Origin of the sequence: Pontibacter actiniarum, from assembly GCF_003585765.1 — a bacterium.
Taxonomy (GTDB): Bacteria; Bacteroidota; Bacteroidia; order Cytophagales; family Hymenobacteraceae; genus Pontibacter; species Pontibacter actiniarum.
In genome coordinates this window covers 1,210,206-1,233,013 of the sequence record NZ_CP021235.1, presented here as the reverse complement: position 1 = coordinate 1,233,013, position 22,808 = coordinate 1,210,206, and the positions used below count along the sequence as shown (strand labels likewise).

The following is a 22,808-nucleotide window of genomic DNA, read 5'->3' as shown; positions in this document are numbered from 1 at the left end:
TGAGAACATTATAGTATATTTGCAGCTGTAATTGAGGTAATATGGATCCAATAGTAGATTTAGATTTTATAGACAACCGTACGCCCGAGCAGGCCGCTGCCTGCGACACACAGGTAACGGGAGAAACGAATACGGGCAAAACCCGCAAGTTATACATTGAGAGCTATGGTTGCGCCATGAACTTCTCCGACAGCGAGATTGTGTCGTCTATCATGTTTGAGCAGGGTTTTGACACCACTTCCGACATTGCGCAGGCAGACCTTGTTTTCCTGAACACCTGCTCCATCCGCGAGAAGGCGGAGCAGACGGTGCGGAACCGCCTGGGGCAAATCAACTACTATAAGAAGAAAAAGCCGGAGATGATGATCGGCGTGCTGGGCTGTATGGCCGAGCGCCTGAAGAAATCCTTGCTGGAAGAGGAAAAGATCGTGGACCTGGTGGTGGGCCCGGATGCGTACCGCGACCTGCCTAACCTGATCAACGAGGTGGACGGCGGCCAGAAAGCCGTGAACGTGCTGCTTTCGCGCGAAGAGACCTACGCCGATATCAACCCAATCCGCCTGAACAGCAACGGCGTGAGCGCCTTTATCTCCATCATGCGCGGCTGCGACAACATGTGCTCCTTCTGCGTGGTGCCGTTTACCCGCGGCCGTGAGCGCAGCCGCGACGCCAACTCCATCGTGCGCGAGGCGCAGCAGCTGGTGGACAACGGCTATAAAGAGGTAACCCTGCTGGGCCAGAACGTTGACTCCTACAAATGGGCGTCAGAAGACGGGGCCGAGAGCGTGAACTTTGCGCAGCTGCTGGAGAAGGTGGCTTTGGTGAGCCCGGACCTTCGCATCCGTTTCTCTACCTCCCACCCTAAAGACATCACGGACGAGGTGTTGTACACGATGAAGAAGTACGACAACATCTGCAAGTACATCCACCTGCCGGCGCAGAGCGGCAACTCCCGCGTGCTGGAGCTTATGAACCGCACCTACGACCGCGCGTGGTACCTTAACAGAGTGGATGCCATCCGCAGCATATTGGGTGAGGACTGCGGCATTTCTTCGGATATGATTGCAGGCTTCTGCACCGAAACGGAGGAAGAGCACCAGGATACGCTGTCGCTGATGGACTATGTGCAGTACGATTACTCCTACATGTTCTTCTACTCTGAGCGCCCCGGCACCCTGGCTGCGCGCAAACTGGAGGATGACATTCCGCTGGAGGTAAAGAAGCGTCGCCTGGCCGAGATCATCGAGAAGCAGCGCGAGACCTCCCTTAACCGCAACAAGCGTGATGTGGGCAAAGTACACCGCGTGCTTGTAGAGAACTTCTCCAAGAAGTCTGACCAGCAGCTGAGCGGCCGCAACGACCAGAACAAAGTGGTTATCTTCGATAAAAAGCACTACAAGAAAGGCGACTACGTGAATGTGTTTGTACACGACTGCAGCGTAGGCACCCTGTTCGGGGAAGCAGTAGATTAGGACCGAAGAGTTAGGAATGTGGGGCCGGGAAGGGTATGCACTTACAGCCGCACATTCTTTACTGCCTGGTTCCGAGTCTTCTCATCTTCAAATCTTAAGAAATGCGCAATATCGATATACAAAGTATAAAACAGCGCTTCGGCATTATCGGAAACTCCCCCCTGCTGAACTATGCCATACAGGTGGCGGCACAGGTGGCCCCCACCGACATGACGGTGCTCATCACCGGCGAGAGCGGCAGCGGCAAGGAGTCTTTCTCCAAGATCATCCACCAGCTCAGCCCGCGCAAGCATGGCCAGTTTATTGCCATCAACTGCGGCGCCATACCGGAGGGAACCATCGACTCAGAGCTGTTCGGCCACGAAAAAGGCTCCTTTACCGGGGCGCAGGACGCGCGCAAAGGCTATTTCGAGGTAACAGACGGCGGCACCATTTTCCTGGACGAGATCGGTGAAATGCCCCTCGGAACGCAGGCCCGCCTGCTGCGCGTACTTGAGAATGGCGAGTTCATTAAAGTAGGCTCTTCCAAAGTGCAGAAAAAGGATGTGCGGGTGGTGGCGGCCACCAACGTGAACCTGATGAAGGCTGTGGAGAAAGGCAGCTTCCGGGAAGACCTGTACTACCGCCTGAACACGGTGCCCATTTCGGTGCCTCCGCTGCGCGAGCGCGGCAACGACATTTACCTGCTGTTCCGCAAGTTCGCCTCCGACTTTTCGGACAAGTATAAAGTGCAGCCGATCTCCCTGACTCCGGATGCCGTGCAGGAACTGCAGGCGTACCGCTGGCCGGGTAACATCCGCCAGCTAAAAAATATCGTGGAGCAGATCTCAGTGCTGGAGTACGACCGTGAGGTGGACGCAGAGACGCTGCGCCGCTACCTGCCGCGCGACCAGGGCTCCCAACTGCCAGCCCTCCTGGCCAAGGAGAACTCCGCAGAGGGGCAGATCTCCGAACGCGACCTGCTCTACAAGGTGCTCTTTGACATGCGCCGCGATATGTCGGAACTCAAGAAGCTGGTGTTCGACATGCTGGCCCACCAGCCGAACGACGAGGAGTTGCTGCGGGAGCACAGCCACCTGTTCGAGAACATGGAGCAGCCCTCCTACAACGGGCGCAACTACCCGCAGGAGCCGCTACAGCACGAGCCATACTACCTGCCGGTAAAGCACAGCCAGCCGCAGGACTATGAGGAAGACAAAGTAGAGGACATTCCGCACGAAACAGAGGAAGAAAGCCTATCTTTAGAGGACAAAGAAAAGGAGCTCATCCTGAAGGCGCTGAAGAAGCACAACAACAAACGCAAGTATGCCGCACAGGACCTGGGCATTTCGGAGCGCACCCTGTACCGCAAATTAAAGCAGTATGACATTGAAGACTAACACCCGCCTACTTGGCTACACGCTACTGCTGCTGCTCTTTATGTGCGGTGGCTGCGGCATTTACTCCTTTACCGGCACCACCATCTCACCGGATATCAAAACGATTTCCATCCAGAACCTGGAGAACAGCACAGGCGAGGGCCCCTCTAACCTGACGCAGGTAGTGACCAATAACTTTAAGGAATACTACCGCCGCAACACAAACCTAGCCATCGTACAGAGCCAGGGAGATTTGCAATTGGAGGGCCAGATTGTTAGCTTTACCTATACGCCAGCGGCTATCCAGCGCGAAGGGCAGCAGGACATCGCCTCCCTTAACCGCCTGACGCTTGGGGTGCAGATTCGTTTTACCAATGTGAAGCAGCCGGAGAAGGATTTTGACAGAACGTTCTCCATTTCGCAGGACTTTCCGCAGAACATTGACGTAACGCAACTCTCCACCGCACAGATAGAGCAGCTCTCAGAGCAGCTGGTGGTGGATGTGTTTAACAAAACGGTAGCCGATTGGTAATGCCGACTTACAAAAAGCAGCTAAGCCAGCATGAATAAATCCGCTTTTCTACAACTGATCCAGCAGGCCGCCTTCATCTCTGACCAGCAAACCGAAGAGCTGGAAAAAGTGGCGGCTACGTTCCCGTACTGCCAGACAGCCCACCTGCTCCTGGCAAAGTCGGCGTATGACAAGGGCAGCATGCTCTCTACGCAGCGTCTGCGCCGGGCCTCCGCCTACGCCACCAACCGGCAGCTGCTCAAGCGCATCATCTATACTTCGCCAGTGGCGGAGCCTGTGTTTGATGAGGCCGCAGTAGAGGAGCAAGGTATAGCCGCTTCGCCACTGCAGCAGGAAACCCCTCCCGCCCCACTTACAGCTATACCTGAGGAACCTGAAGCTACCCCCCTGGATACTGAAGCACTTACCCCTGCAGCACCCGCTACCGAGGAAGCGCCGAAGGTCATCGCCTACGTGGAAGAACCTGCCGAAGCTGCAGCCCCCGCTCTGCATGAACCGGAGCCGCAGCAGCCTGAGGAGCCAGTAAAAACTGTAACAGAAAATCCTGCTCCGGAAACGACTGCTTTCGAAGCTGAAACGGTGGAGGAAGAGAAAGAGAGCCCGGCAGAGGAAGTAATGGAAGAAGCTCCTTCAGAAAATATTCTGGAGCTGCCCATGGAGAAACTGGACTCTGAGCTGGCCCTGCTGCTGACGATCAAGAGCCTGAGCCCATCGTTCACAGACCTGCTGGCGCAAAAGCCTGATGCCATAGCCGAGGCCCCTGCCCCGCCCATGGCCGCAGAGATGCCAGAGCAAGCGGCACAAGCGGCGGAGGAGGCGACAGCAGAAGCAGAAACACCTGCACCTGATGCGCAGGAAGAAACGCCACAGCCTGCCACAGAACAAAAACAAGACGAGGATGCGCTCGCCAAGCTGATCTCGGAAGAGGTGGCCGCTGCAGCCAGGGCCTTTTATAGCCTGGATGACGTACAGGAGGAGGAAGCGCTTACAGAAGAAGCCCCGTCTGCCTCACGGCACGAGGAGCCGGCGCAGGAGCAGGCGGCAGTAGAGGAAGCCGAAGTAAAGTATGCCTTCGATGAGATCGACGAGATGTACCAGCAGGACGTGCTGGGCTACTGGATGGCCTCCAGCCGCATGGGCGAAGCCCTTCAGCTAAAAGAGGAAGACGGACTAACCCGGCCCAAACCGCAGAGCTTTCACCCGGAGCTGATACTGGAGTACAGCAAGACACACGAGCTTGTACCCCAGGATGAGCCCGCCGCCCCTTCCCTGCACGAGCAGCTCAACATCATAGACCAGTTCCTGAAGATCAACCCGCGCCTGAAGGCCATGAACAATGTAAAGCTAAAGCCGGAGCCGCAAGAAGACCTCTCGCTGAAAAGCTCAAAGATAAACCGGGGAATCGCTTCCGAAAGCCTGGCTAATATTTTCCTGCAGCAGGGCAAAGTGAAAAAAGCCATTAAAATATATGAGCAACTCATTTTGAAATATCCGGAAAAAAAGAGTTACTTTGCCGAACAGATCGAAAAATTACAAAACCTAAGTTAACATGTATATCGCCCTTATTAGTATCATTATTTTTGTCTGCGTGCTGCTTGTATTGGTTGTACTTGCTCAGAACCCTAAGGGAGGCGGCCTGTCAAGCCAGTTTGGCGGTAGCACGAGCCAGCTAATGGGCGTTAAACGCACCGGCGACCTGTTAGAGAAACTAACATGGGGGTTTGCCATCGGCCTTGTAGTGCTCACACTCGCTACGCACATGATCGGCGCCAACGGTGAAACAACAGTTAGAAGCGTAAACGAAGAGCGCGCGCGCCAGTCTCAGCTTCCTGCGGCTCCTGCCGGGGCGCTTCCTGGCGTGGTTGACAGCACAGCTGCTATTCCGGATGCAGGTGACATCCCTGCAATGGTTGACACTGCGACGGCAGAATAAAGAACCCACTCCTATTACAGATAAAGCCGGCCTAAGAGCCGGCTTTTTTTATTTCCCCGTGTCAGGCACCGGGCCTGACACTTTAGCAAAAAAGTTCCGCTACCTGACAAAAATTACCGAACCTGTCAGGCACATTGGCGTTAGAGACTGCAAATTTGGCTTGATTCGGGAACTTTTACGTCTTGGCACAGGAAATGATAAAGGTCAAGTGCATTAAGGATTAACAAAACATAATCTAATAATCAAAAACTATGTCTATCAACATTAAACCATTAGCAGACAGAGTAATTATAGCTCCTGCTGCAGCAGAAGAAAAGACCAAGTCTGGTATTATCATCCCTGACACTGCTAAAGAAAAACCTCAGCGTGGTGAGGTTGTAGCCGTTGGCGAAGGCAAAGTATCTGAGCAAGGCGCCCTGATGAAGCCGCAAGTAAACGTTGGCGACGCTGTGTTGTATGGCAAGTATGCAGGTACTGAGATCTCTGTGGACGGTAACGACTACCTGATCATGCGCGAGTCTGACATCCTGGCTATCCTTTAATCTGAAACTGATCAGTTAAACCTAATCTGAAAAACATAAACTATGGCTAAGAACATCACATTTGATACAGACGCACGCACCAAAATTAAAAGCGGCGTTGATAAACTGGCAAATGCCGTTAAAGTAACGTTGGGCCCTAAAGGCCGCAACGTGATCATCGACAAAAAATTCGGTGCCCCTACCATCACGAAAGACGGTGTTTCTGTAGCGAAAGAAATCGAGCTGAACGACCCGATCGAGAACATGGGTGCGCAGCTGGTAAAAGAGGTTGCCTCTAAAACCGCTGACCAAGCTGGTGACGGCACGACTACGGCTACTGTGCTGGCTCAGGCCATCTACACTGCCGGTATCAAGAACGTTGCAGCCGGTGCTAACCCAATGGACCTGAAGCGCGGTATCGACAAGGCTGTTGAGGCTGTTGTTGCCAACCTGAAGTCTCAGTCTAAAACAATCGATAACTCTTCAGAAATCGCCCAGGTAGGTACTATCTCTGCGAACAACGACCCAGAAATCGGCAAAATGATCGCTGATGCCATGGATAAAGTTGGCAAAGACGGCGTTATCACTGTAGAGGAAGCAAAAGGCACTGAAACTGAGGTGAAGACTGTAGAAGGTATGCAGTTTGACCGCGGTTACCTTTCTCCATACTTCGTAACAAACGCGGAGAAAATGGAGGCTGACTTCGACAACCCGTACATCCTGATCTACGACAAGAAAGTATCTACCATGAAAGAGCTGCTTCCAGTATTGGAGCAAGTGGTTCAGACAGGTAAAGGCCTTGTTATCGTGGCTGAAGATGTGGACGGCGAAGCGCTTGCTACCCTGGTAGTAAACAAACTGCGTGGCTCCCTGAAAATCGCCGCTGTGAAAGCGCCGGGCTTCGGCGACAGAAGAAAAGCTATGCTGGAGGATATCGCTATCCTGACTGGCGGTACTGTAATCTCGGAAGAGCGCGGCTATAAGCTGGAGAACGCGACGCTGGATTACCTTGGCCAGGCTGAGAAAGTGATCATCGACAAAGACAACACCACTATCGTGAACGGTGCCGGCACGAAAGACGATATCGTGGCGCGCGTGAACCAGATCAAAGCGCAGATGGAGACAACTACATCTGACTACGATAAAGAGAAACTACAGGAGCGTCTGGCTAAGATCTCCGGCGGTGTGGCTATCCTTTACATCGGTGCTTCTACAGAAGTAGAGATGAAAGAGAAGAAAGACCGTGTGGATGATGCCCTGCACGCGACACGCGCTGCCGTTGAAGAAGGCATCGTAGCGGGTGGCGGTGTTGCCCTGATCCGTGCCATCGACGCTCTGGAGAACCTGGATGTGGCGAACGAAGACCAGAAGACAGGTATCCAGATCATCAGAACCGCTATTGAGTCTCCGCTGAGAACAATCGTGGCGAACGCTGGTGGCGAAGGCTCTGTAGTGGTACAGGCTGTTCGCGAAGGCAAGACGGACTACGGCTACAACGCTCGCGACAACAAGTACGAGAACATGTTTGCGGCCGGTATCATCGACCCAACCAAAGTTACGCGTCTGGCGCTTGAGAACGCGGCTTCTATCGCAGGTCTGCTCCTGACTACTGAGTGTGTGGTTTCAGAGGACCCAGAGGAAGAGAAAGGCGCTCCAGCTATGCCAGGCGGCATGGGTGGCATGGGTGGCATGATGTAATCTGCACCTTCCTAAAAAGAAAAGCCCCTGGCCAATTATGGCCAGGGGCTTTTTGCTTTCAGATGCTGTACTGTACGTTTAGTCCAGCTCTTTTATTTCTATCTGGATATCATGCGGGGCAACTTCGTCGCCTCCAAAGTACGGATACAGCTGGTAGCCGTCTCCCGGTCCGTTACAGGCCCTTGGCATCACTACTTCATGGCCGTCCAGCACAAAAGTGTACTGCCCCTCCTCCATCCGCAGCTCACACACCAGCGGCTTACCTATCGCGACCTCGCCCAATACCTTATAGTCCCATTGCTGGTTTAGGTAAGTATAAGCGAGCAGCTCCAGTCTGTTGTTGTACCAGCGCCAGCCAAAGCGCGCGCTGTTGGTGTGGTGGCTGGAGTTGCAGTCTGAGAGGCCGTACAGCTTGTTGATGTCCGCCTGGTTGTTAGCGGCGACCGTGGTATACACGGCAGTGCTGTTAAACGTAACCTCAAACTTGATCCGGCTGGTGCTGACCTTTCTGTAACTGTTCTTGTCTGAGTAGTGACCTCCTTTGCGAATGGTATACACCACCGGCTCGTGCCCCTGCTCGCTAGTGGCGGGCGCCACCTCTGTTATTGTTTCGCAAGCACTCAAAAGGCTTCCGAGCAGCACTGCCGAGGCTAGCAGGCGCTTTTGCAGGAAAAAATACATTTGGCTAAAAGTAAAAAGGCTAAAAGTTGTTTTCAAACAAGGCGGGCATCTGCAAGTGCACGCCCTGTTATGGGCGCAATTTATAAAAATTTTTAAACAAAAAAGCCTTGGGCGAAAAACGCCCAAGGCTTTTTTGTAAATATTCAAGAAGTTAGATCTTACTAACTCACCTCGGCTTCGAGTAATTGGCCAGTCTGAGCTTCTTTCGCATCCTGTTTCTGATCCTCCATTCCGTGGGTCAGTTTGTTGATACGCTTCGTCAGCACCATCAGGATAATACCCAGCACAATGGTAAAGCCGGCAATGTAGGCGAAGATTTCCAGTTCACCGAAACGGACCGCCCAGATACCAATCAAAGAAGCCAGGTAGTTACCGAAACCCGTTACGGCAAAGTAAATGCCCATCATGGAGGCAACGATGCGCTTAGGGGCTACTTTCGTGATAAAGGAAAGAGACACCGGCGACAAGGCCAGCTCACCTAAGGTATGGAACAGGTAGGCAAACACCAGCCAGTGCAGTGAAGACAGCCCGTCGGCAGAGGAGTTGCGCTGCAGAGAGGCAAACACCATAAAGATAAAGCCGATGCCCAACACTGCCGTACCCAGGCCCATCTTAAAGATGGAAGGCGGGTTTTTACCACGCTTGGCAAGTGCTATCCAAAGGGCAGCCACAACACCACCCATCGTGATGATAAAGAATGAGTTTAAGCCCTGCAACCAAGCCGTTGGAACCTCCCAGCCTAACACAAAGCGGTCGGTGTACTGGAGGGCGTACAGGTTCATCAGGCCACCGGCCTGCTCAAACGATGCCCAGAACACAAGTACAATGATAAAGGATATCAGGATGGCGATGATACGGTCCCACTCGTTTCTGCTGAAACCCAGAAACCCACCGTGCGTCGTCGTGCTTGGCTCATCCTTTGTAAAGATTTTATCTTCTCTCTTCTCTTCTTTGGTGAGGTCACCCACGCCGCGCAGGAACTTGCGGCCCCAGATAAACACTACCTGCCCCAGCACCATACCGAAACCGGCTAAGCTGAAGCCCAGGTGCCAGCCATAGTTCTCGCCTACGTAACCAACAATCAGGGACGCCAGCAAGGCTCCCATGTTGATACCCATGTAGAAGATCGTGAAGCCAGAGTCACGGCGGCTATCGCCCTCCTTGTACAGGCCGCCCACCATGGTCGAGATGTTTGGCTTTAACAGGCCCGTACCAGCCACAATAAGGCAAAGGGCGGTGTAAAAGGCCCACTGTGGCGGGTAAGCCATCAGCAGGTGGCCGGCCACCAGCGTAAAGCCGCCGATGATTACGGCTTTCTTCTGCCCAAATACTTTGTCTGCCAGGATACCTCCCGGGATAGACATGAGGTACACCAGCATGGTGTAGATACCGTACAACTCCAGGGCTTCCTCACTGGTCCAGCCGTAGCCGCCCTTTGTGTTAGACACCAGGAACAGCACCAGGATACCACGCATACCGTAGTAACTGAAGCGCTCCCACATTTCGGTGAAGAACAAAACCATTAACCCCTTAGGGTGCCCGAACAAAGTACCTTGCGTTTCAACAAAACTAGGCGCTCTCTCTCCAGAAATATTCTGAGATGTTGACATAAGATAGATTAATAACTCTAAAACAGTTTCCGCATTATAAAACTAAAAATACAAGTCTATTTTGACTTAAACAAATTTGAGGAGACAGAATCAGCAACAAAAAAGGCGCGCTATGCAGGCCAGATCCGGTTCATGGCACCCCGCGCCCACGGCGGCCCCTGTACTGCGCGCGCACCTTTGCCCTGTGTTAAGTTCGTCACACAAAGCCAGTTCGGCGCTTGCTATACTTAATTATGACTATATTCTGTAGTAAGGTTTCTATTTCCTGCAGAAAGCATGAACTATGGCAGCATTATTCCGTAGAATTCCATAAGGCTTCCAGTGGGTAGGTATAAGCCTCGCCAGTTACCCGTCTCCGGTTAAGTTCAATCCCGGCCTGTAAATAACGCGGAATGGCAGCTGGTTCAGGCTGCAGGGCAAATGCCTGTTTTGGCTATACTTTGTAGCAGAGGCACAAAGCGGGTGCAGCAGCACATTTAAGCGCTGTGTAACAGCCACATAAACTCCGGACACCAGGCGTTACCATTCCGGGTTAAATGAGAGTAGCAGCAGTAGCAGAATATGATTAATCTGCTATAAAGCATAACACCATAAATAACAAACTGATATTCAGTATTTTCATATTTAAAGTATATAAGCCACTATTAGGATATACTATTTTTTATATTTTTGTATCATAGTTGCGTTATAACTTATTCATTTTAATCAAACCCAAAAATTTCAATGAAAGAATCTGGAGATAAATCTAATGCAGTGGGGCTTGAGAGCATCGGCATTAAAGAGGCGAAAGAGGTGCTGTGGAACCTGAGCCCTGCCGAGCTGGTGGAGGAAGCTATTAAGAACAAAGAGGGCGTGCTAACCAGTACCGGCGCATTGATGTGCGACACGGGCAAGTTCACGGGCCGCTCTCCTAAAGACCGTTTTATAGTAAAAGATGCCAAAACAGAGGATTCTGTTTGGTGGGGTGACATAAACATTGCCTTTGACCCGGAGAAGTTTGACAAGCTGCACGACAAAATGGTGGACTTCCTGAAGGATAAGAAGCTCTATGTGCGTGATGCTTATGCCGGCGCTCACCCGGAGTACCGCCTGAACCTGCGCATTGTGAACACACAGGCCTGGCAGAACCTATTCTGCAACAACATGTTCCTGCGTTTATCTCAAGAAGAGCTTAAAGACCACAACCCGGAGTTCACCATTATCTGCGCTCCCGAGTTTGAGGCAGACCCGGCCGTTGATGGCACGCGCCAGTCCAACTTCGCGATCATCAACTTCACCAAAAACATGATCCTGATCGGTGGCACCGGCTACGCGGGTGAAATGAAGAAGGGTATCTTTGGCGTGCTGAACTACATTCTTCCGCACGAAAAGAATACCTTATCTATGCACTGCTCTGCCAACGTGGGCAAAGACGGCGACACGGCTATATTCTTCGGCCTGTCAGGCACCGGCAAAACAACCCTTTCTGCCGACCCGAACCGCGGCCTGATCGGCGACGATGAGCACGGCTGGACAGAGGACAGCGTTTTCAACTTTGAAGGCGGCTGCTACGCCAAGGTAATCGACCTGACCCGCGAGAAGGAGCCACAAATCTGGGATGCGATCCGGTTTGGCTCTATCGTTGAGAACACCCGCTTTAAAGAAGGGTCGCGCGAGGTGGATTACTCCAATAACTCTGTAACGGAGAACACCCGTACCGCCTACCCTATCAACCACATCGATAACGCGGTGGAGCCCTCCAGAGCAGACATTCCGCAGAACATCTTCTTCCTGACGGCCGATGCCTTCGGTGTGCTGCCTCCTATCTCCAGGCTGAACACCAGCCAGGCCATGTACCACTTTATTTCTGGCTACACGGCCAAGGTGGCAGGCACAGAGGTGGGCGTAACAGAGCCACAGACAACGTTCTCGGCTTGTTTCGGAGCTGCTTTCCTCCCGCTGCACCCAACCAAGTATGCGGAGATGCTGGGCAAGAAAATGGAGCAGAACAACGTGAACGTTTGGCTGGTGAACACTGGCTGGACAGGCGGCCCTTACGGCGTAGGCCACCGCATGAAGCTGCCGTATACCCGCGCCATGATTACAGCGGCCCTGAACGGGGAACTTAACAACGTGGAGTTTACCAAGCACCCGATATTCGGTGTGGAAATGCCAAACTCCTGCCCTAACGTGCCTGCTGAGATACTGAACCCGCGCAATACCTGGGAGAACAAGGAAGACTACGATGCCAAGGCTACTGACCTGGCTAGCAAGTTTGTAAAGAACTTCCAAAAGTACGCGGACTACGCAAACGATAAAATCCTGGCTGGCGCCCCTCAGGTAGAGGTGACCATCTAGAGGAGAAATAACTGAGTTTAAAAGCCTCTCTGCCCTTGCAGAGAGGCTTTTTCTTTCTACAGAAGCCCAAATTTTATACTTTCGTATACACAAGTAGCACTGCCCGCGCTTAAACAAGCGGGAGGCAGAAGTTTCACCTAATAAAAGTACCGTGCACCTATTTTACACCCCGGACATAAACGCAGAAATCTATACTTTAAGCGAAGAGGAGTCGAAACACTGTACACGCGTGCTGCGCCTTAGCCACGGCGATACCGTATACCTGATAGACGGCGTTGGCGGCCTGTACACGGCCATTATCCAGGATGCGCACCAAAAGCGCTGCCAGCTGCAGGTGGTGGACAAGCAGATAGAGTACGGCAAGCTGCCCTATGTGTCGCATATAGCGGTGGCCCCAACCAAGAACATGGACCGCATGGAGTGGTTTGTAGAGAAGGCGGTGGAGATTGGCGTCAGCGAGATTACGTTCCTGCTCTGCGAGCATTCCGAGCGCCGCAACCTGCGCCTCGACCGCCTGGAGAAAATCGCTGTGAGCGCCATGAAGCAGTCGCAGAAAGGCTACCTGCCGCTGCTAAACGACATGACGCCCTTCCATCGCTTTGTACAGAAAGCGGTTCCGGAAAACACCTTTATTGCTCATTTAGAAGACGATGCCACCAAAGGCATAAAGGACCACTACAAGTATGGGCAGCCGCACTGCATTATGATTGGCCCTGAGGGAGACTTTTCGCTTCAGGAGATAGCAGCCGCCTACAAAGCAGGCATCCAGCCTGTCACGCTTGGGCAAAGCAGGCTGCGCACCGAAACTGCCGCACTGGTGGCCTGCCACAGCCTGCACGTACTGAACGACCTCTTTGCGCCGTTATAAATGTATACCTTTTGCCTATGAAACGCCTTTTCCTGTCCTTCCTGATACTATCCATGGCTGCAAGCGCCGCAGTGGCGCAAAACTATAGCTTTAAGATCGCCAAGTTAAAGTATAGCGGCGGCGGAGACTGGTACGCCAACAAGACATCGTTGCCTAACCTCATCAGTTTCTGCAACCGAAACCTGAACATGAATATCGCCGCAGACGAGGCAGTGGTGGAGGCCGGAAGCCCGGAACTGTTCAGCTATCCTTTTGTGCACATGACGGGGCACGGCAACGTGGTGTTTTCGGATGCCGAGGCACAGAATCTTCGCAACTACCTGCTCAGCGGCGGTTTCCTGCACATCGACGACAACTATGGCCTGGATAAATTTATCCGGAAGGAGATGAAAAAGGTGTTTCCGGAGCATGAGTTTGTAGAACTGCCCTTCGACCACCCTATTTACAGGCAGAAGTACAACTTCGCGCATGGCCTGCCCAAAGTGCACGAGCACGACAACAAACCGCCTCAGGGCTTCGGCATTATACACGAAGGGCGGCTGGTGTGCTTTTATACCTACGAAACAGACTTGGGCAACGGCTGGGAAGACCAGGAAATTTACAACGACCCGGAGCCAATCCGGCAGCAGGCCCTGCGCATGGGCGCTAACATCCTCACGTTCGCCCTCACGCAGGAGTAGCCGGTTAAATCCTGTTGCAGCCCAGCAGAAACCGCTCTAGCTATACTTTCTGTTAATGATTTCAGCCAGGATTACGGCATCACGGGCTGAGGCGGGGTTACGAAGCAAGCGGGCATATTTGTTTTGCTCAAGCACCCGCTCCTTCTCATACGCCTCAAACTCGCTCTTCGGCTGCAGCCTGGATTGCTTAGCAGCCTCCCTGGCCTCTGCCGGTTTCTCCCACGAGAGTACGCGGGGAGCCACATCCTCATAGCTTTTATACTTTTTGGCAGGCGCCTCAGCTACTGGCGCCAAGGGAGGCACCACCTGCTGCGCCTTCTCCCGGCCCCGCTCCTTTGCCTCCTGTACCAGCTCTTTGCCCCGCTCCGCCTTGGGCTGCAGCTCCCTCAGTATATCCTCAAAGGAAGTGACAGGGCGTTCAGGCTGTTGCCGCCGCGGATGCGGCCGTCTCGGCTCTACATCTACATCGCCCTCATCTCCTTTAAACGCTTTGCGCCACTGCATAAACAGGAAGTACGCCGCAGCAGCCAGTATGTAAAGTATGATTTTAAAATCGTCCATAGGGATAGGTTCTTAATCAAATATAGTAATTTATAGCTGAAAATTACGCCATATTTGCCTCATGAAGCTAATGAAACTCCAATCAGCGGCAAACACAACGAGGGTAACCCGTATCGTGCTGGTGTTCGTGCTGCTTTTTGCTGTCCTTTTCTTTTTTACGGCACATGAAGGGCTTTATTACTCAGACGACGTTCAGTACAGTGCGTTTGCGGGGAGGTTGCTAAACGGCTCTTTTGATATCACACAGGACGGGCACACCTTCATCCACCGCCCAACCGTTTACGTTCCGACTGCCATCGCCTACGCTATTTTTGGCGTAAATTATATAACGTATTCGCTCTGGACCTTGCTGTGCACCTTGGGGTGCATCGTGCTAACCTACAAGGCAGCACATCAGAAAGGGCTGAACCCAGCCTTTGCAGCTGTTTTCCTGGGCTTAACATTCTATTTCCTGTACTTCATCAACTTCCTGTACCCGGACAACATGGTGGCTTTCTTCACGCTGGTTGCGGCCACTGTTTACTACAGGCTTTACCGCGGCGACAACAGGAGAGTACTGTTTAAGGCGCTTGTCTTTACCTCCAGCCTCTTTATTGCGGGCCTTGCCAAGGAAACGGCTGTGGTTGTGCTGCCGTTCTTTGCTCTTTGCGCAGCCAGAGATGTTATTGGCAGAAAGGAAAATACAAAGTTCTGGGCATATGCTGCTTTGTTTGGCCTGCTCCTGCTGTCGGTTTACTTTGGCTGGTATTACCTGGAAACCGGAGATGCTTTCTACAGGGTTTCGGAAATGGAAACAGCCAACCTGAGCTACGACAACTATGTAACCAATCCTTCCAGAAGCTATGCTAAACGTTTGCTCTGGGGGCCGGTGGAGGCGCTCCTGGGGACAGGCGCTTTCATGTTAGTGGTGTTCCTGATCGGGGGCGGCAGCGGGCTAACAGAGGCCGAGAAAAGGAAAAAGCTGTACTGGTCGCTTCTTTTTATAGTCTCCTACCTCACCCTCTGCTTCTCTTCTACGTCGCTGCAAGTATACAACCCCATAAAGCTGGATGCCAGAATGTACAACCTGGTCATTCCTCCTTTGGCCATTGCTGCCAGTTTCGGCTTACAGAAGAAAGTACAGGAGATCAGGTACACCCTCTTTTATACTTTTGCCTTTGCCGCCATAGCCCTGTACCTCAGAAACAGTGTAGGGGCTGTGCACGGGCTGCTGGCGCTCTATTTTGCAGCACACACCGCCTGGCTGTACTTCCGGAAACACTCCAGGCTGCCTGTGGCCTATACAGCGTTGGCAGCCATAACTTTTTGCCTGCTCATACGCCCGGTATACTTCATGCTGAAAGAAAAGACACTCCACTACCCGGAGCACCTGGCGCTCTTCGACAAGCTGCAGCAGCTAACTGCGCAGCGAACTAAGGTGCAGGTTATACTTCCGCACTACCTTTACAAAAGCACCGGATACTTCACTGACTACAAAAAAGTTAACAAGCTACAGTTCTATGACTACAGCAACTCCATACCGCCTGGCCGGCGGGGGCAGCAGCTGTTGCTCCTAAACCGCAGCCTGGGCACCAACCCTTCATTCACAGAAGACGGGCCGTATGAGCAGCTGCTAGAGCACATCGCACAAAAGCCCCCGCTCTGGAAACAAGGGCCGCTGGAGCTTTATGAGCTATAATTAGTCTTTACATTTGCAAGTGGGCTATATTCAAAATATAGTCTTATTTTTGAGATTAGAATAAAGGTTTTCTTCGCACGCGAATGCAAGTTTCAAAATTAGAGATTAAGGGTTTTAAGAGTTTTGGCGACCGCGTCGTTATAAACTTTGACAACGGGATTACGGGTATAGTGGGGCCGAACGGCTGTGGCAAGTCTAACATTGTAGACGCCATCCGCTGGGTGCTGGGGGAGCAGAAAACGCGTAACCTTCGCTCCGACAAAATGGAGAACGTTATCTTTAACGGCTCCAAAACGCGAAAACCCGTGCAAATGGCGGAGGTATCCATCACCTTCGACAACAACAAGGGCATCCTGCCTACCGAGTACTCACAGGTGACGGTAACACGGAAGTACTACCGCAATGGCGACAGCGAATACATGCTGAACGGGGTAACCTGCCGCCTGAAAGACATCAACGAGCTCTTTCTGGACACGGGCATCGGCTCCGACAGCTACGCCATTATTGAGCTCAAGATGGTGGACGAGATCCTGAACGACAAGGAGAACTCGCGCAGGCTCCTGTTCGAGGAGGCCGCCGGTATCTCCAAGTTCCGCGTGCGCAAGAAACAAACGCTCAAAAAGCTGGAAGAAACAGATGCCGACCTGGAGCGCGTGGAAGACGTGCTGCACGAGATCGGCAAGAACATGAAAACGCTGGAGCGCCAGGCCAAGCAGGCGGTAAAATACTTCAACCTGAAGGATGACTATAAGAAGCACAGCCTGGAGTTTGCCCGCCGTAACATATCGCAGTACCAGCAGGCACTGGAGCGCCTGGAGCAGGATGTGCAGCAGGAAGGAAGCCTGAAAGAGCAGTACATTGCCGCCGTCACGACTTCTGAGGAGGCCATTGCCGAACAGAAAGAACAGCTGAATGAGACGCAGGAAAGGCTTTCGGAAATGCAGCGCAGCATGCAGGTGCAGACAGCCAAGCTGCGTCAGCTCGAAAACGACATTAAACTGAAATCTGAGCGCAGCACCTACCTCAAAGAGCGCATGCAGCAGCTACGCCAGCAAATAAGCCAGGACACAGCCAACGTGGAGCACACCCAGGAAAGCATACTGGAGCTGCGCGATGAGCTGATGACCGTGCAGGAAAGTTTTGCAGAGGCCGAAGAGCAGGTAGCAGCCATGAAAGAGCAACTGCAGGAGTCTAACGAGCAGAAAGAGGCCCTGCAGGAAACCTACCAGGACCTGGTGCAGCAGCAAAAGACCAAGCAGAACGAAGTATACCAGCTAAACAAGTCCCTTGAGATAAGCCAGGTTCAGATCCAGAACATCAACCAGGAACTGGAGCGCCTGCAGCAGCAGCAAATGACCGCCGACGAAGACGGCCGCCTGCTACAGGAGCAACTGCAGGAGGCGCAGCAGGTGCTGGAGGAGCGCACCTCTGAGCTGGTGCGCCTGCAGGCGAAGGAAGAAACCCTGCAGCAAAGCATAGAAGCCACCGAGGCGAATATGGTGGAGCTAAAAGGGCAACTGGTAGAGCTAAACCGCGCCCTGGACGCCAAGCAGAACCAGTACAACCTAACCAAATCGCTGGTAGAGAACATGGAGGGCTTCCCGGAGGCAATTAAGTTCCTGAGCAAGTCCGACAGCTGGCAAAAGCCTGCCCCTCTCCTCTCTGACCTGCTGGCCTGCAAGCCTGACTACAAACCGCTTATAGAAAGCTACCTTGAGCAGTACATGAACTACTTTGTAGTGGATGAGCTGCAGGATGCGGTTGCGGCCGTAGAGCTTCTGAAAGCAGAGAACAAGGGCCGCGCCAACTTCATCATACTTTCTGAGATTGAAGAACTGGAGCCAACCGCCACTTTCAGCGAAGGCAGTATGACAGCGGCCTATGAGGTAGTTTCAGCAGAGAAGAAGTACAGCAGCCTGATGAAGTACATGCTCCGCAACGTGTACATCAGCGACGATGCCGAAGACGGACTTTACGACAGCGAGTACAAAACCATCATACTTAAAGACGGCAGCGCGATTCGCAAGCCGCTGAGCCTTTCGGGTGGCTCGTTGGGCGTGTTCGACGGCAACCGCCTCGGCCGTAAGCAGAACCTCGAGAAACTGGCCGAAGAAGTGGCAGAGTTACAGGAGCAGGTAGAACTGCTGCAGAGCCGCATCAACACACAGAACCAGATCCTGCAGAACCACCGCAACGAGTCCGAGAAGGATACGATCAAAGGGCTGGAGAAGGAAGTCAGCAAACTGCAGCAGGACCTGCTAACCGTGCGCATCAAGCACGAGCAGCACCAGCAGAACATCCGCAACTTTGACCAGAAGCGCGATGAACTGCACGAGCGCCTGGTGGAGCTGCGCGAGCAAAGCATGGAGGTTTCTCCTCAGGCTGAGGCGGACATGAAAGAACTGCAGCGCCTGGAGCAGGAAATAGTCCTTTATACTTCTAACCTGGAGCGCCAGCAAGAGCAGATTGCCGTTGTTTCGGGCAGGTATAACCAGGAGAACATCCAGTACCACCAGCTGAAGAACCGCTTTGCGAGCCTGCAGCAGGAGATCAGCTACAAGCAAAAGTCTGTGGAGACAAACCAGGAGCGGATTGAGGGGCTGAAGCAGGAACTGGTAAAATCGGAGCAGGAAATTGAGGAGGCGGAAACCTTTATACAGAACAATCAGGAGGTTGTGGAAAGTATGAATGAAGCCCGCCAGGAGTACGCCCATGAACTGGAGGAAATAGAGAAGGAATACTTTACCCTGCGCGGCGATCTGGACGAGAAAGAGAAGAGCATCCGGGAAATGCAGCGAAAGCGCCAGAACTCGGATGAGCTCCTGATGCGCATGCAGCAGGCCAAAACGGACACACAGCTAAAGCTTGTGGCCATTAAGGAACGACTGGCTGCCGAATTCAATATCTCTGATGAAGATTTTGCCAGTCCTGTGCCGGAGGAGGAGCTGCTCATTCCGCTATCAAACGAAGAACTCAGCGAGCACATCGCCACTGTTAAAGGGCAACTGGATAAGATGGGCCCTGTAAATGCCATGGCTGCAGAGGCCTACACAGAAATCGAAGAGCGCGATAAGTTTATCACCGAGCAACGCAACGACCTGGTAAACGCCAAAAACGCCCTGATCGACACGATCAATGAGATTGACACGGTGGCGAAAGAGAAGTTCATGGATTCGTTCAACCAAATCAAGGATAACTTTAAGCACGTGTTCCGCAGCCTCTTCACCGAGGAGGACAACTGCGACCTGGTGATGTCGGACCCGAAAAACCCGCTGGAGGCCAAGATCGAGATCATGGCTCAGCCGAAGGGCAAGCGACCGCTCACCATTAACCAGCTTTCTGGTGGGGAGAAAACCTTGACGGCTATTTCGCTACTGTTCGCCATTTACCTGCTTAAGCCTGCCCCTTTCTGTATTTTCGACGAAGTGGACGCGCCGCTGGATGATGCTAACATTGACAAGTTCAACAACATTATCCGTAAGTTCTCCAACGACTCACAGTTTATCGTGGTAACGCACAACAAACGCACCATGTCCTCAACCGACGTGATGTATGGCATTACAATGATCGAAGCCGGTATTTCTCGCGTTATACCAGTCGACCTGCGCCAGATAGCCTAGTGCTTTTTAGCTGCAGGAGCGTCGTTACAGCCAAGAGATCAGGCCAGAGCCGATTCCAAACAGAGAGAGCCGCTAAGAAATTAGCGGCTCTCTCTGTTTGGGGCCTCAAGTGCTTAACAGCGACAAATAAAGGCTATACTTATACATTGGAGCAGTGTCTCCACACCAAACCGCCTCGTGTAAAAGCGGGCAGCAAGCAGAGACAGTTACCGTACTCCCTGCTCCGGAAACTTACCGGTTTTAGTTCGGTAAAAGGCAAGGATCTTCTCCATATCTGCCTCTATGTCACCTGTGGGAATAATGGTCGGACCGATGCCGGCTTCTTTTTTTGCATAGTCCAGGTAGCCCAGCACAATAGGCACCTTCGCTCCCAAGGCAACATAGTAGAAGCCTCTGCGCCAGCGCGGCTGGTATTTCCTCGTTCCTTCCGGCGTTACCATCACACACATGTCTCCCGGAGTTTCCTCAAATATGCGGATCATGGCATCCACCATACGCGTGTTTTTAGAGCGGTCAATAGGCAGCGCCCCCATCGCCTTCAGCAAGGGGCCAAAGGGAAACTGCATAAACTCTTTCTTGATCGTATAGCGGATCGGGGCGTCCATCAGGTAAAAGGCTGCGCGCGCGTAAACAAAGTCCCAGTTACTGGTGTGTGGCGCCGCTATCATCACACAGCGGCGATTTTCGGCTGTTAGTGTACCATTTAGCGTCCAGCCGGTTGCTTTGAAAAACAGCTTTGAAATGAATTTTGCGATCATCTATACGTTTGCGGGTGAAAACACACGGAAACCCAGCGTTTGGTTTAACCAGTGTTATAGGTGTATGAAACCGCATAGTTACATACTTCCGCGCTGTTTTACAAGCCTTCTTTGATAACGTGGGATGTTCTGCGCAACAGATATGCCTGGACCCCTACACCAAGCAGCGGGCCAAGTGAAACGTTAGCCTGGTTTCCCTCCCATTCGCGGAAGTATCGGAACGACAGCATTGGCTCTACGGAGATCTTTTCGTTGATAAACAGCGCGTAGCCAATACCTGCTATTCCTTCGAAAAGGTTCGTTTTAGAGCCTGTTGAAAAATTAACCAAGCCGCCTTTCAAGTTAAGCTCCCCGAATATGCCGTTGTCCAGGTAGTAGCGGGTAAAAGGGCCGGCCAGCAAGTAGGTTCGGCGAAAGGTTTCTTTCCCTTCTTCAATAGAAACGATATAGCTTTCATGGCTCAGCGCTACATCTAACCCGATGGCCACGTCGTTTGCCAGAAAGTATCCCCCTTTAAAATCTAGGTTCGCCAATATGTTGGTGCCCTCTTCCGGGCCGAGAGGCTGGCTTATTTCCCTTGTTGTTTTGCTGATAGAGCCGTTCAGGTTACCGCCGATAAGCACCGAGCCGTGCTTTACCTTGGCTTTAAACATGTAACTCTTGTTTTCCTGGGCTTGGGTGATAAGGGGCAGCAGGAAAAGCAGGAATAGAATTCTGACGCTTAGCATAGTCTACTTTATTTCTTTCCCCCCTTTTACGGAAAGATTGCGCAGAGATACACGAATAAAATAATATTTTTTTTATTTTATTTTATACTATTTACTAACTCGCGGATGTGGCGCTCCATCTGCATGGCGTGTCTGTAGCCAATATCGAAAATCTCGTCTGCTTTCCTAAAGTTTGTTAGCCGAAAGTAGCGGAGCTCCTGTGGCTCGAGAAGCAGGTCACAGTGCGGCAACCGCAGTTTAACATTGTTGTTAATAGCCAGCAACACGGTCCGCTCAACCATACTTCGCAGCGACTTAACCTGCACCTGGTGGTTGATGGGGTTTACATGCACAGCAATCTTAACATCGCAGTTATGCTGCAGCGGCTCCACGGGCAGGTTGTTGAGGAGGCCGCCATCGCTAAGGGTCTTGCCTTTGAACTGGATAGGCTGGTAAAGTATGGGGACAGCAGAGGAAGCCAGCAAGGGTTTGATCACTTCCCCTTCAGAAAAGTACGCCGTCACCCCTTCGTTCATTTCAGTGGCGCTCACCACCACGGGTATCTTTAAATCCTCAAACTTCAGGGAAGGGCCAAGGTACTTGTTGTAAAGCTTCTCTACCTCCTCCATGTGCAGCAGGCCGGTTTTGCCGAAGACAGGGCGAACCATCTGGAAAATACTTAGCTCCTTGATCAGCTTCAGCACCTCGTCTGGGGTATAGCCATAGGCGTAGAGAACCGCGGCAATAGCGCCGGAGCTGACACCGGAGATCATGCTGATCTTTATTCCCTGCTCGTCCAGCGCCTTTAAAACCCCAAGGTGTGCGATACCGCGCGCTCCGCCACCTGATAAGGCAAGTCCAACGCGCATGCTAGAGCTCTGAAAGGCTAAAGGTTTCTTTCAGGCGCACGCCCTTTTCTGTGTGCTGCACCGTGCAGCACTGGTTTACAGGGTCATGCTCAAAGAACAAAACCAGCTCCTCGTCGGCAGCGCGATTCAAAAAGAGGGCTTTCTCATCAAGCGTCAGCAGCGGCCGTGTGTCGTATCCCATCACGTACGGCAAAGGAATATGCCCTACCGACGGAAGCAGGTCAGCCATGTACGCCAGCTTTCTCCCCTTGTAGGAGATAATCGGCACCATCATCTTATCGGTATGGCCGTCGGCGTAAAAGATGTCAAACTGCGGGATGGGAGAAGGTTTAGCCGGGTCGATAAACTGCAGTTGCCCGCTTTCCTGCATTGGCAGAATATTCTCCTTCAGGAAAGAGGCTTTTTCCCTTGCGTTTGGTTTTGTGGCCCACTCCCAGTGATCTGCGTTAGACCAGTAGGTAGCGTTAGGAAAGACCAGTTCCAGCGCGCCGTCGCCCTTCCTGTACTGCACGCCGCCTCCGCAATGGTCGAAGTGCAGGTGCGTGAGAAACATATCCGTTACGTCCTCAGGGGCAAAGCCGGCCGCTTTCAGGGATTTCTGTAGCGAAGCATCGCCGTGAAGGTAGTAGTGGCTGAGGAACTTGGCATCCTGCTTGTCGCCGATACCATTGTCAATTAAGATAAGCCTGTCTCCATCCTCTACCAGCATACAGCGCATGGCCCACGTACACAGGTTATTTTCATCGGCCGGGTTCGTGCGCTGCCAAAGCGTTTTGGGAACTACGCCAAACATAGCGCCGCCGTCTAACTTAAAAAAACCTGTGTCGATAGCGTGTAGCTTCATACTGCTTTAGTTTGAGTTATTAAATGGAGACTATACTTAAATGTAATACAAAGCTGGCTGTAAACAAAAAATGAATTAGGA

General features: G+C 52.4%; 19 protein-coding genes. 12 read left to right on the top strand and 7 right to left on the bottom strand.

What is annotated here, in order from left to right; all coding sequences use genetic code 11:
• Positions 1–41 precede the first annotated feature (41 nt).
• The 7 genes from miaB (at position 42) to groL (ending at position 7,514) form a co-directional block, all read left to right on the top strand.
• Complete coding sequence (gene miaB / locus CA264_RS05330; RefSeq protein WP_025605234.1) at positions 42–1,472, top strand: tRNA (N6-isopentenyl adenosine(37)-C2)-methylthiotransferase MiaB; 1,431 nt, start codon at positions 42–44, stop codon at positions 1,470–1,472.
• A gap of 101 nt (positions 1,473–1,573) precedes the next feature.
• Positions 1,574–2,851: a sigma-54 interaction domain-containing protein gene (locus CA264_RS05325; protein ID WP_025605232.1), complete on the top strand. Its 1,278-nt coding sequence runs from the start codon at positions 1,574–1,576 to the stop codon at positions 2,849–2,851.
• Complete coding sequence (gene lptE / locus CA264_RS05320) at positions 2,835–3,362, top strand: LPS assembly lipoprotein LptE (RefSeq protein ID WP_051364330.1); 528 nt, start codon at positions 2,835–2,837, stop codon at positions 3,360–3,362. The genes CA264_RS05325 and lptE overlap by 17 nt, the downstream gene beginning before the upstream one ends.
• A gap of 30 nt (positions 3,363–3,392) precedes the next feature.
• Positions 3,393–4,910 (top strand): hypothetical protein, encoded by a 1,518-nt coding sequence (locus tag CA264_RS05315; RefSeq protein ID WP_025605228.1) that lies wholly within the window; start codon positions 3,393–3,395, stop codon positions 4,908–4,910.
• A gap of 1 nt (position 4,911) precedes the next feature.
• Positions 4,912–5,295, top strand: coding sequence for a preprotein translocase subunit SecG (gene secG / locus CA264_RS05310; RefSeq protein ID WP_025605226.1), 384 nt, complete (start codon positions 4,912–4,914; stop codon positions 5,293–5,295).
• 251 nt (positions 5,296–5,546) lie between these two features.
• Positions 5,547–5,837: a co-chaperone GroES gene (groES, locus tag CA264_RS05305; RefSeq protein ID WP_119570421.1), complete on the top strand. Its 291-nt coding sequence runs from the start codon at positions 5,547–5,549 to the stop codon at positions 5,835–5,837.
• 42 nt (positions 5,838–5,879) lie between these two features.
• The gene (groL, locus tag CA264_RS05300) at positions 5,880–7,514 is read left to right on the top strand and encodes a chaperonin GroEL (RefSeq protein WP_025605222.1); all 1,635 of its coding nucleotides are present in this window, start codon (positions 5,880–5,882) and stop codon (positions 7,512–7,514) included.
• A 78-nt stretch (positions 7,515–7,592) separates the two neighbouring features.
• Here the strand turns inward: groL and CA264_RS05295 are convergent, their stop codons facing one another.
• Together CA264_RS05295 and CA264_RS05290 are read right to left on the bottom strand one after the other, a co-directional pair.
• Positions 7,593–8,195 carry a hypothetical protein gene (locus CA264_RS05295; RefSeq protein WP_025605220.1) on the bottom strand — a complete coding sequence of 201 codons (603 nt, stop codon included), beginning with the start codon at positions 8,193–8,195 and terminating at the stop codon, positions 7,593–7,595.
• A gap of 161 nt (positions 8,196–8,356) precedes the next feature.
• Complete coding sequence (locus CA264_RS05290) at positions 8,357–9,805, bottom strand: peptide MFS transporter (RefSeq protein ID WP_025605218.1); 1,449 nt, start codon at positions 9,803–9,805, stop codon at positions 8,357–8,359.
• Positions 9,806–10,528: 723 nt separating this feature from the next.
• On the opposite strand from CA264_RS05290, the gene pckA reads away from it, so the two are divergent.
• From pckA to CA264_RS05275, 3 genes are all read left to right on the top strand, one after another.
• The gene (gene pckA / locus CA264_RS05285) at positions 10,529–12,142 is read left to right on the top strand and encodes a phosphoenolpyruvate carboxykinase (ATP) (RefSeq protein ID WP_025605216.1); all 1,614 of its coding nucleotides are present in this window, start codon (positions 10,529–10,531) and stop codon (positions 12,140–12,142) included.
• Positions 12,143–12,293: 151 nt separating this feature from the next.
• Positions 12,294–13,010 (top strand): 16S rRNA (uracil(1498)-N(3))-methyltransferase, encoded by a 717-nt coding sequence (locus CA264_RS05280; RefSeq protein WP_025605215.1) that lies wholly within the window; start codon positions 12,294–12,296, stop codon positions 13,008–13,010.
• 17 nt (positions 13,011–13,027) lie between these two features.
• On the top strand, positions 13,028–13,690 hold the full coding sequence (locus tag CA264_RS05275) for a DUF4159 domain-containing protein (protein ID WP_025605214.1): 663 nt from the start codon (positions 13,028–13,030) through the stop codon (positions 13,688–13,690).
• Positions 13,691–13,726: 36 nt separating this feature from the next.
• Here the strand turns inward: CA264_RS05275 and CA264_RS05270 are convergent, their stop codons facing one another.
• Positions 13,727–14,251 carry a hypothetical protein gene (locus CA264_RS05270; protein ID WP_025605213.1) on the bottom strand — a complete coding sequence of 175 codons (525 nt, stop codon included), beginning with the start codon at positions 14,249–14,251 and terminating at the stop codon, positions 13,727–13,729.
• Between the two features lie 70 nt (positions 14,252–14,321).
• On the opposite strand from CA264_RS05270, the gene CA264_RS05265 reads away from it, so the two are divergent.
• Together CA264_RS05265 and smc are read left to right on the top strand one after the other, a co-directional pair.
• Positions 14,322–15,929, top strand: a complete 1,608-nt coding sequence (locus CA264_RS05265) for an ArnT family glycosyltransferase (protein ID WP_157593647.1) — start codon at positions 14,322–14,324, stop codon at positions 15,927–15,929.
• Between the two features lie 83 nt (positions 15,930–16,012).
• On the top strand, positions 16,013–19,549 hold the full coding sequence (gene smc, locus CA264_RS05260) for a chromosome segregation protein SMC (RefSeq protein ID WP_025605210.1): 3,537 nt from the start codon (positions 16,013–16,015) through the stop codon (positions 19,547–19,549).
• A 206-nt stretch (positions 19,550–19,755) separates the two neighbouring features.
• Here smc and CA264_RS05255 read toward each other — a convergent pair whose 3' ends face one another.
• The 4 genes from CA264_RS05255 to CA264_RS05240 form a co-directional block, all read right to left on the bottom strand.
• A complete protein-coding gene (locus CA264_RS05255; RefSeq protein WP_084196158.1) occupies positions 19,756–20,307 on the bottom strand; it encodes a 1-acyl-sn-glycerol-3-phosphate acyltransferase in 552 nt (183 codons plus the stop codon).
• Between the two features lie 98 nt (positions 20,308–20,405).
• A complete protein-coding gene (locus CA264_RS05250; RefSeq protein ID WP_025605207.1) occupies positions 20,406–21,035 on the bottom strand; it encodes a hypothetical protein in 630 nt (209 codons plus the stop codon).
• Between the two features lie 77 nt (positions 21,036–21,112).
• Positions 21,113–21,883, bottom strand: a complete 771-nt coding sequence (locus tag CA264_RS05245) for a patatin-like phospholipase family protein (RefSeq protein WP_025605206.1) — start codon at positions 21,881–21,883, stop codon at positions 21,113–21,115.
• 1 nt (position 21,884) lies between these two features.
• Positions 21,885–22,727 (bottom strand): MBL fold metallo-hydrolase, encoded by an 843-nt coding sequence (locus CA264_RS05240; RefSeq protein WP_025605204.1) that lies wholly within the window; start codon positions 22,725–22,727, stop codon positions 21,885–21,887.
• Between the last annotated feature and the right edge of the window lie 81 nt (positions 22,728–22,808).

Coding starts and splice junctions, on each gene's coding strand:
- miaB (WP_025605234.1), top strand. CDS start 42: ATGGATCCAATAGTAGATTTAGATTTTATAGACAACCGTACGCCCGAG.
- CA264_RS05325 (WP_025605232.1), top strand. CDS start 1,574: ATGCGCAATATCGATATACAAAGTATAAAACAGCGCTTCGGCATTATC.
- lptE (WP_051364330.1), top strand. CDS start 2,835: ATGACATTGAAGACTAACACCCGCCTACTTGGCTACACGCTACTGCTG.
- CA264_RS05315 (WP_025605228.1), top strand. CDS start 3,393: ATGAATAAATCCGCTTTTCTACAACTGATCCAGCAGGCCGCCTTCATC.
- secG (WP_025605226.1), top strand. CDS start 4,912: ATGTATATCGCCCTTATTAGTATCATTATTTTTGTCTGCGTGCTGCTT.
- groES (WP_119570421.1), top strand. CDS start 5,547: ATGTCTATCAACATTAAACCATTAGCAGACAGAGTAATTATAGCTCCT.
- groL (WP_025605222.1), top strand. CDS start 5,880: ATGGCTAAGAACATCACATTTGATACAGACGCACGCACCAAAATTAAA.
- CA264_RS05295 (WP_025605220.1), bottom strand. CDS start 8,195: ATGTATTTTTTCCTGCAAAAGCGCCTGCTAGCCTCGGCAGTGCTGCTC.
- CA264_RS05290 (WP_025605218.1), bottom strand. CDS start 9,805: ATGTCAACATCTCAGAATATTTCTGGAGAGAGAGCGCCTAGTTTTGTT.
- pckA (WP_025605216.1), top strand. CDS start 10,529: ATGAAAGAATCTGGAGATAAATCTAATGCAGTGGGGCTTGAGAGCATC.
- CA264_RS05275 (WP_025605214.1), top strand. CDS start 13,028: ATGAAACGCCTTTTCCTGTCCTTCCTGATACTATCCATGGCTGCAAGC.
- CA264_RS05270 (WP_025605213.1), bottom strand. CDS start 14,251: ATGGACGATTTTAAAATCATACTTTACATACTGGCTGCTGCGGCGTAC.
- CA264_RS05265 (WP_157593647.1), top strand. CDS start 14,322: ATGAAACTCCAATCAGCGGCAAACACAACGAGGGTAACCCGTATCGTG.
- smc (WP_025605210.1), top strand. CDS start 16,013: ATGCAAGTTTCAAAATTAGAGATTAAGGGTTTTAAGAGTTTTGGCGAC.
- CA264_RS05255 (WP_084196158.1), bottom strand. CDS start 20,307: ATGATCGCAAAATTCATTTCAAAGCTGTTTTTCAAAGCAACCGGCTGG.
- CA264_RS05250 (WP_025605207.1), bottom strand. CDS start 21,035: ATGCTAAGCGTCAGAATTCTATTCCTGCTTTTCCTGCTGCCCCTTATC.
- CA264_RS05245 (WP_025605206.1), bottom strand. CDS start 21,883: ATGCGCGTTGGACTTGCCTTATCAGGTGGCGGAGCGCGCGGTATCGCA.
- CA264_RS05240 (WP_025605204.1), bottom strand. CDS start 22,727: ATGAAGCTACACGCTATCGACACAGGTTTTTTTAAGTTAGACGGCGGC.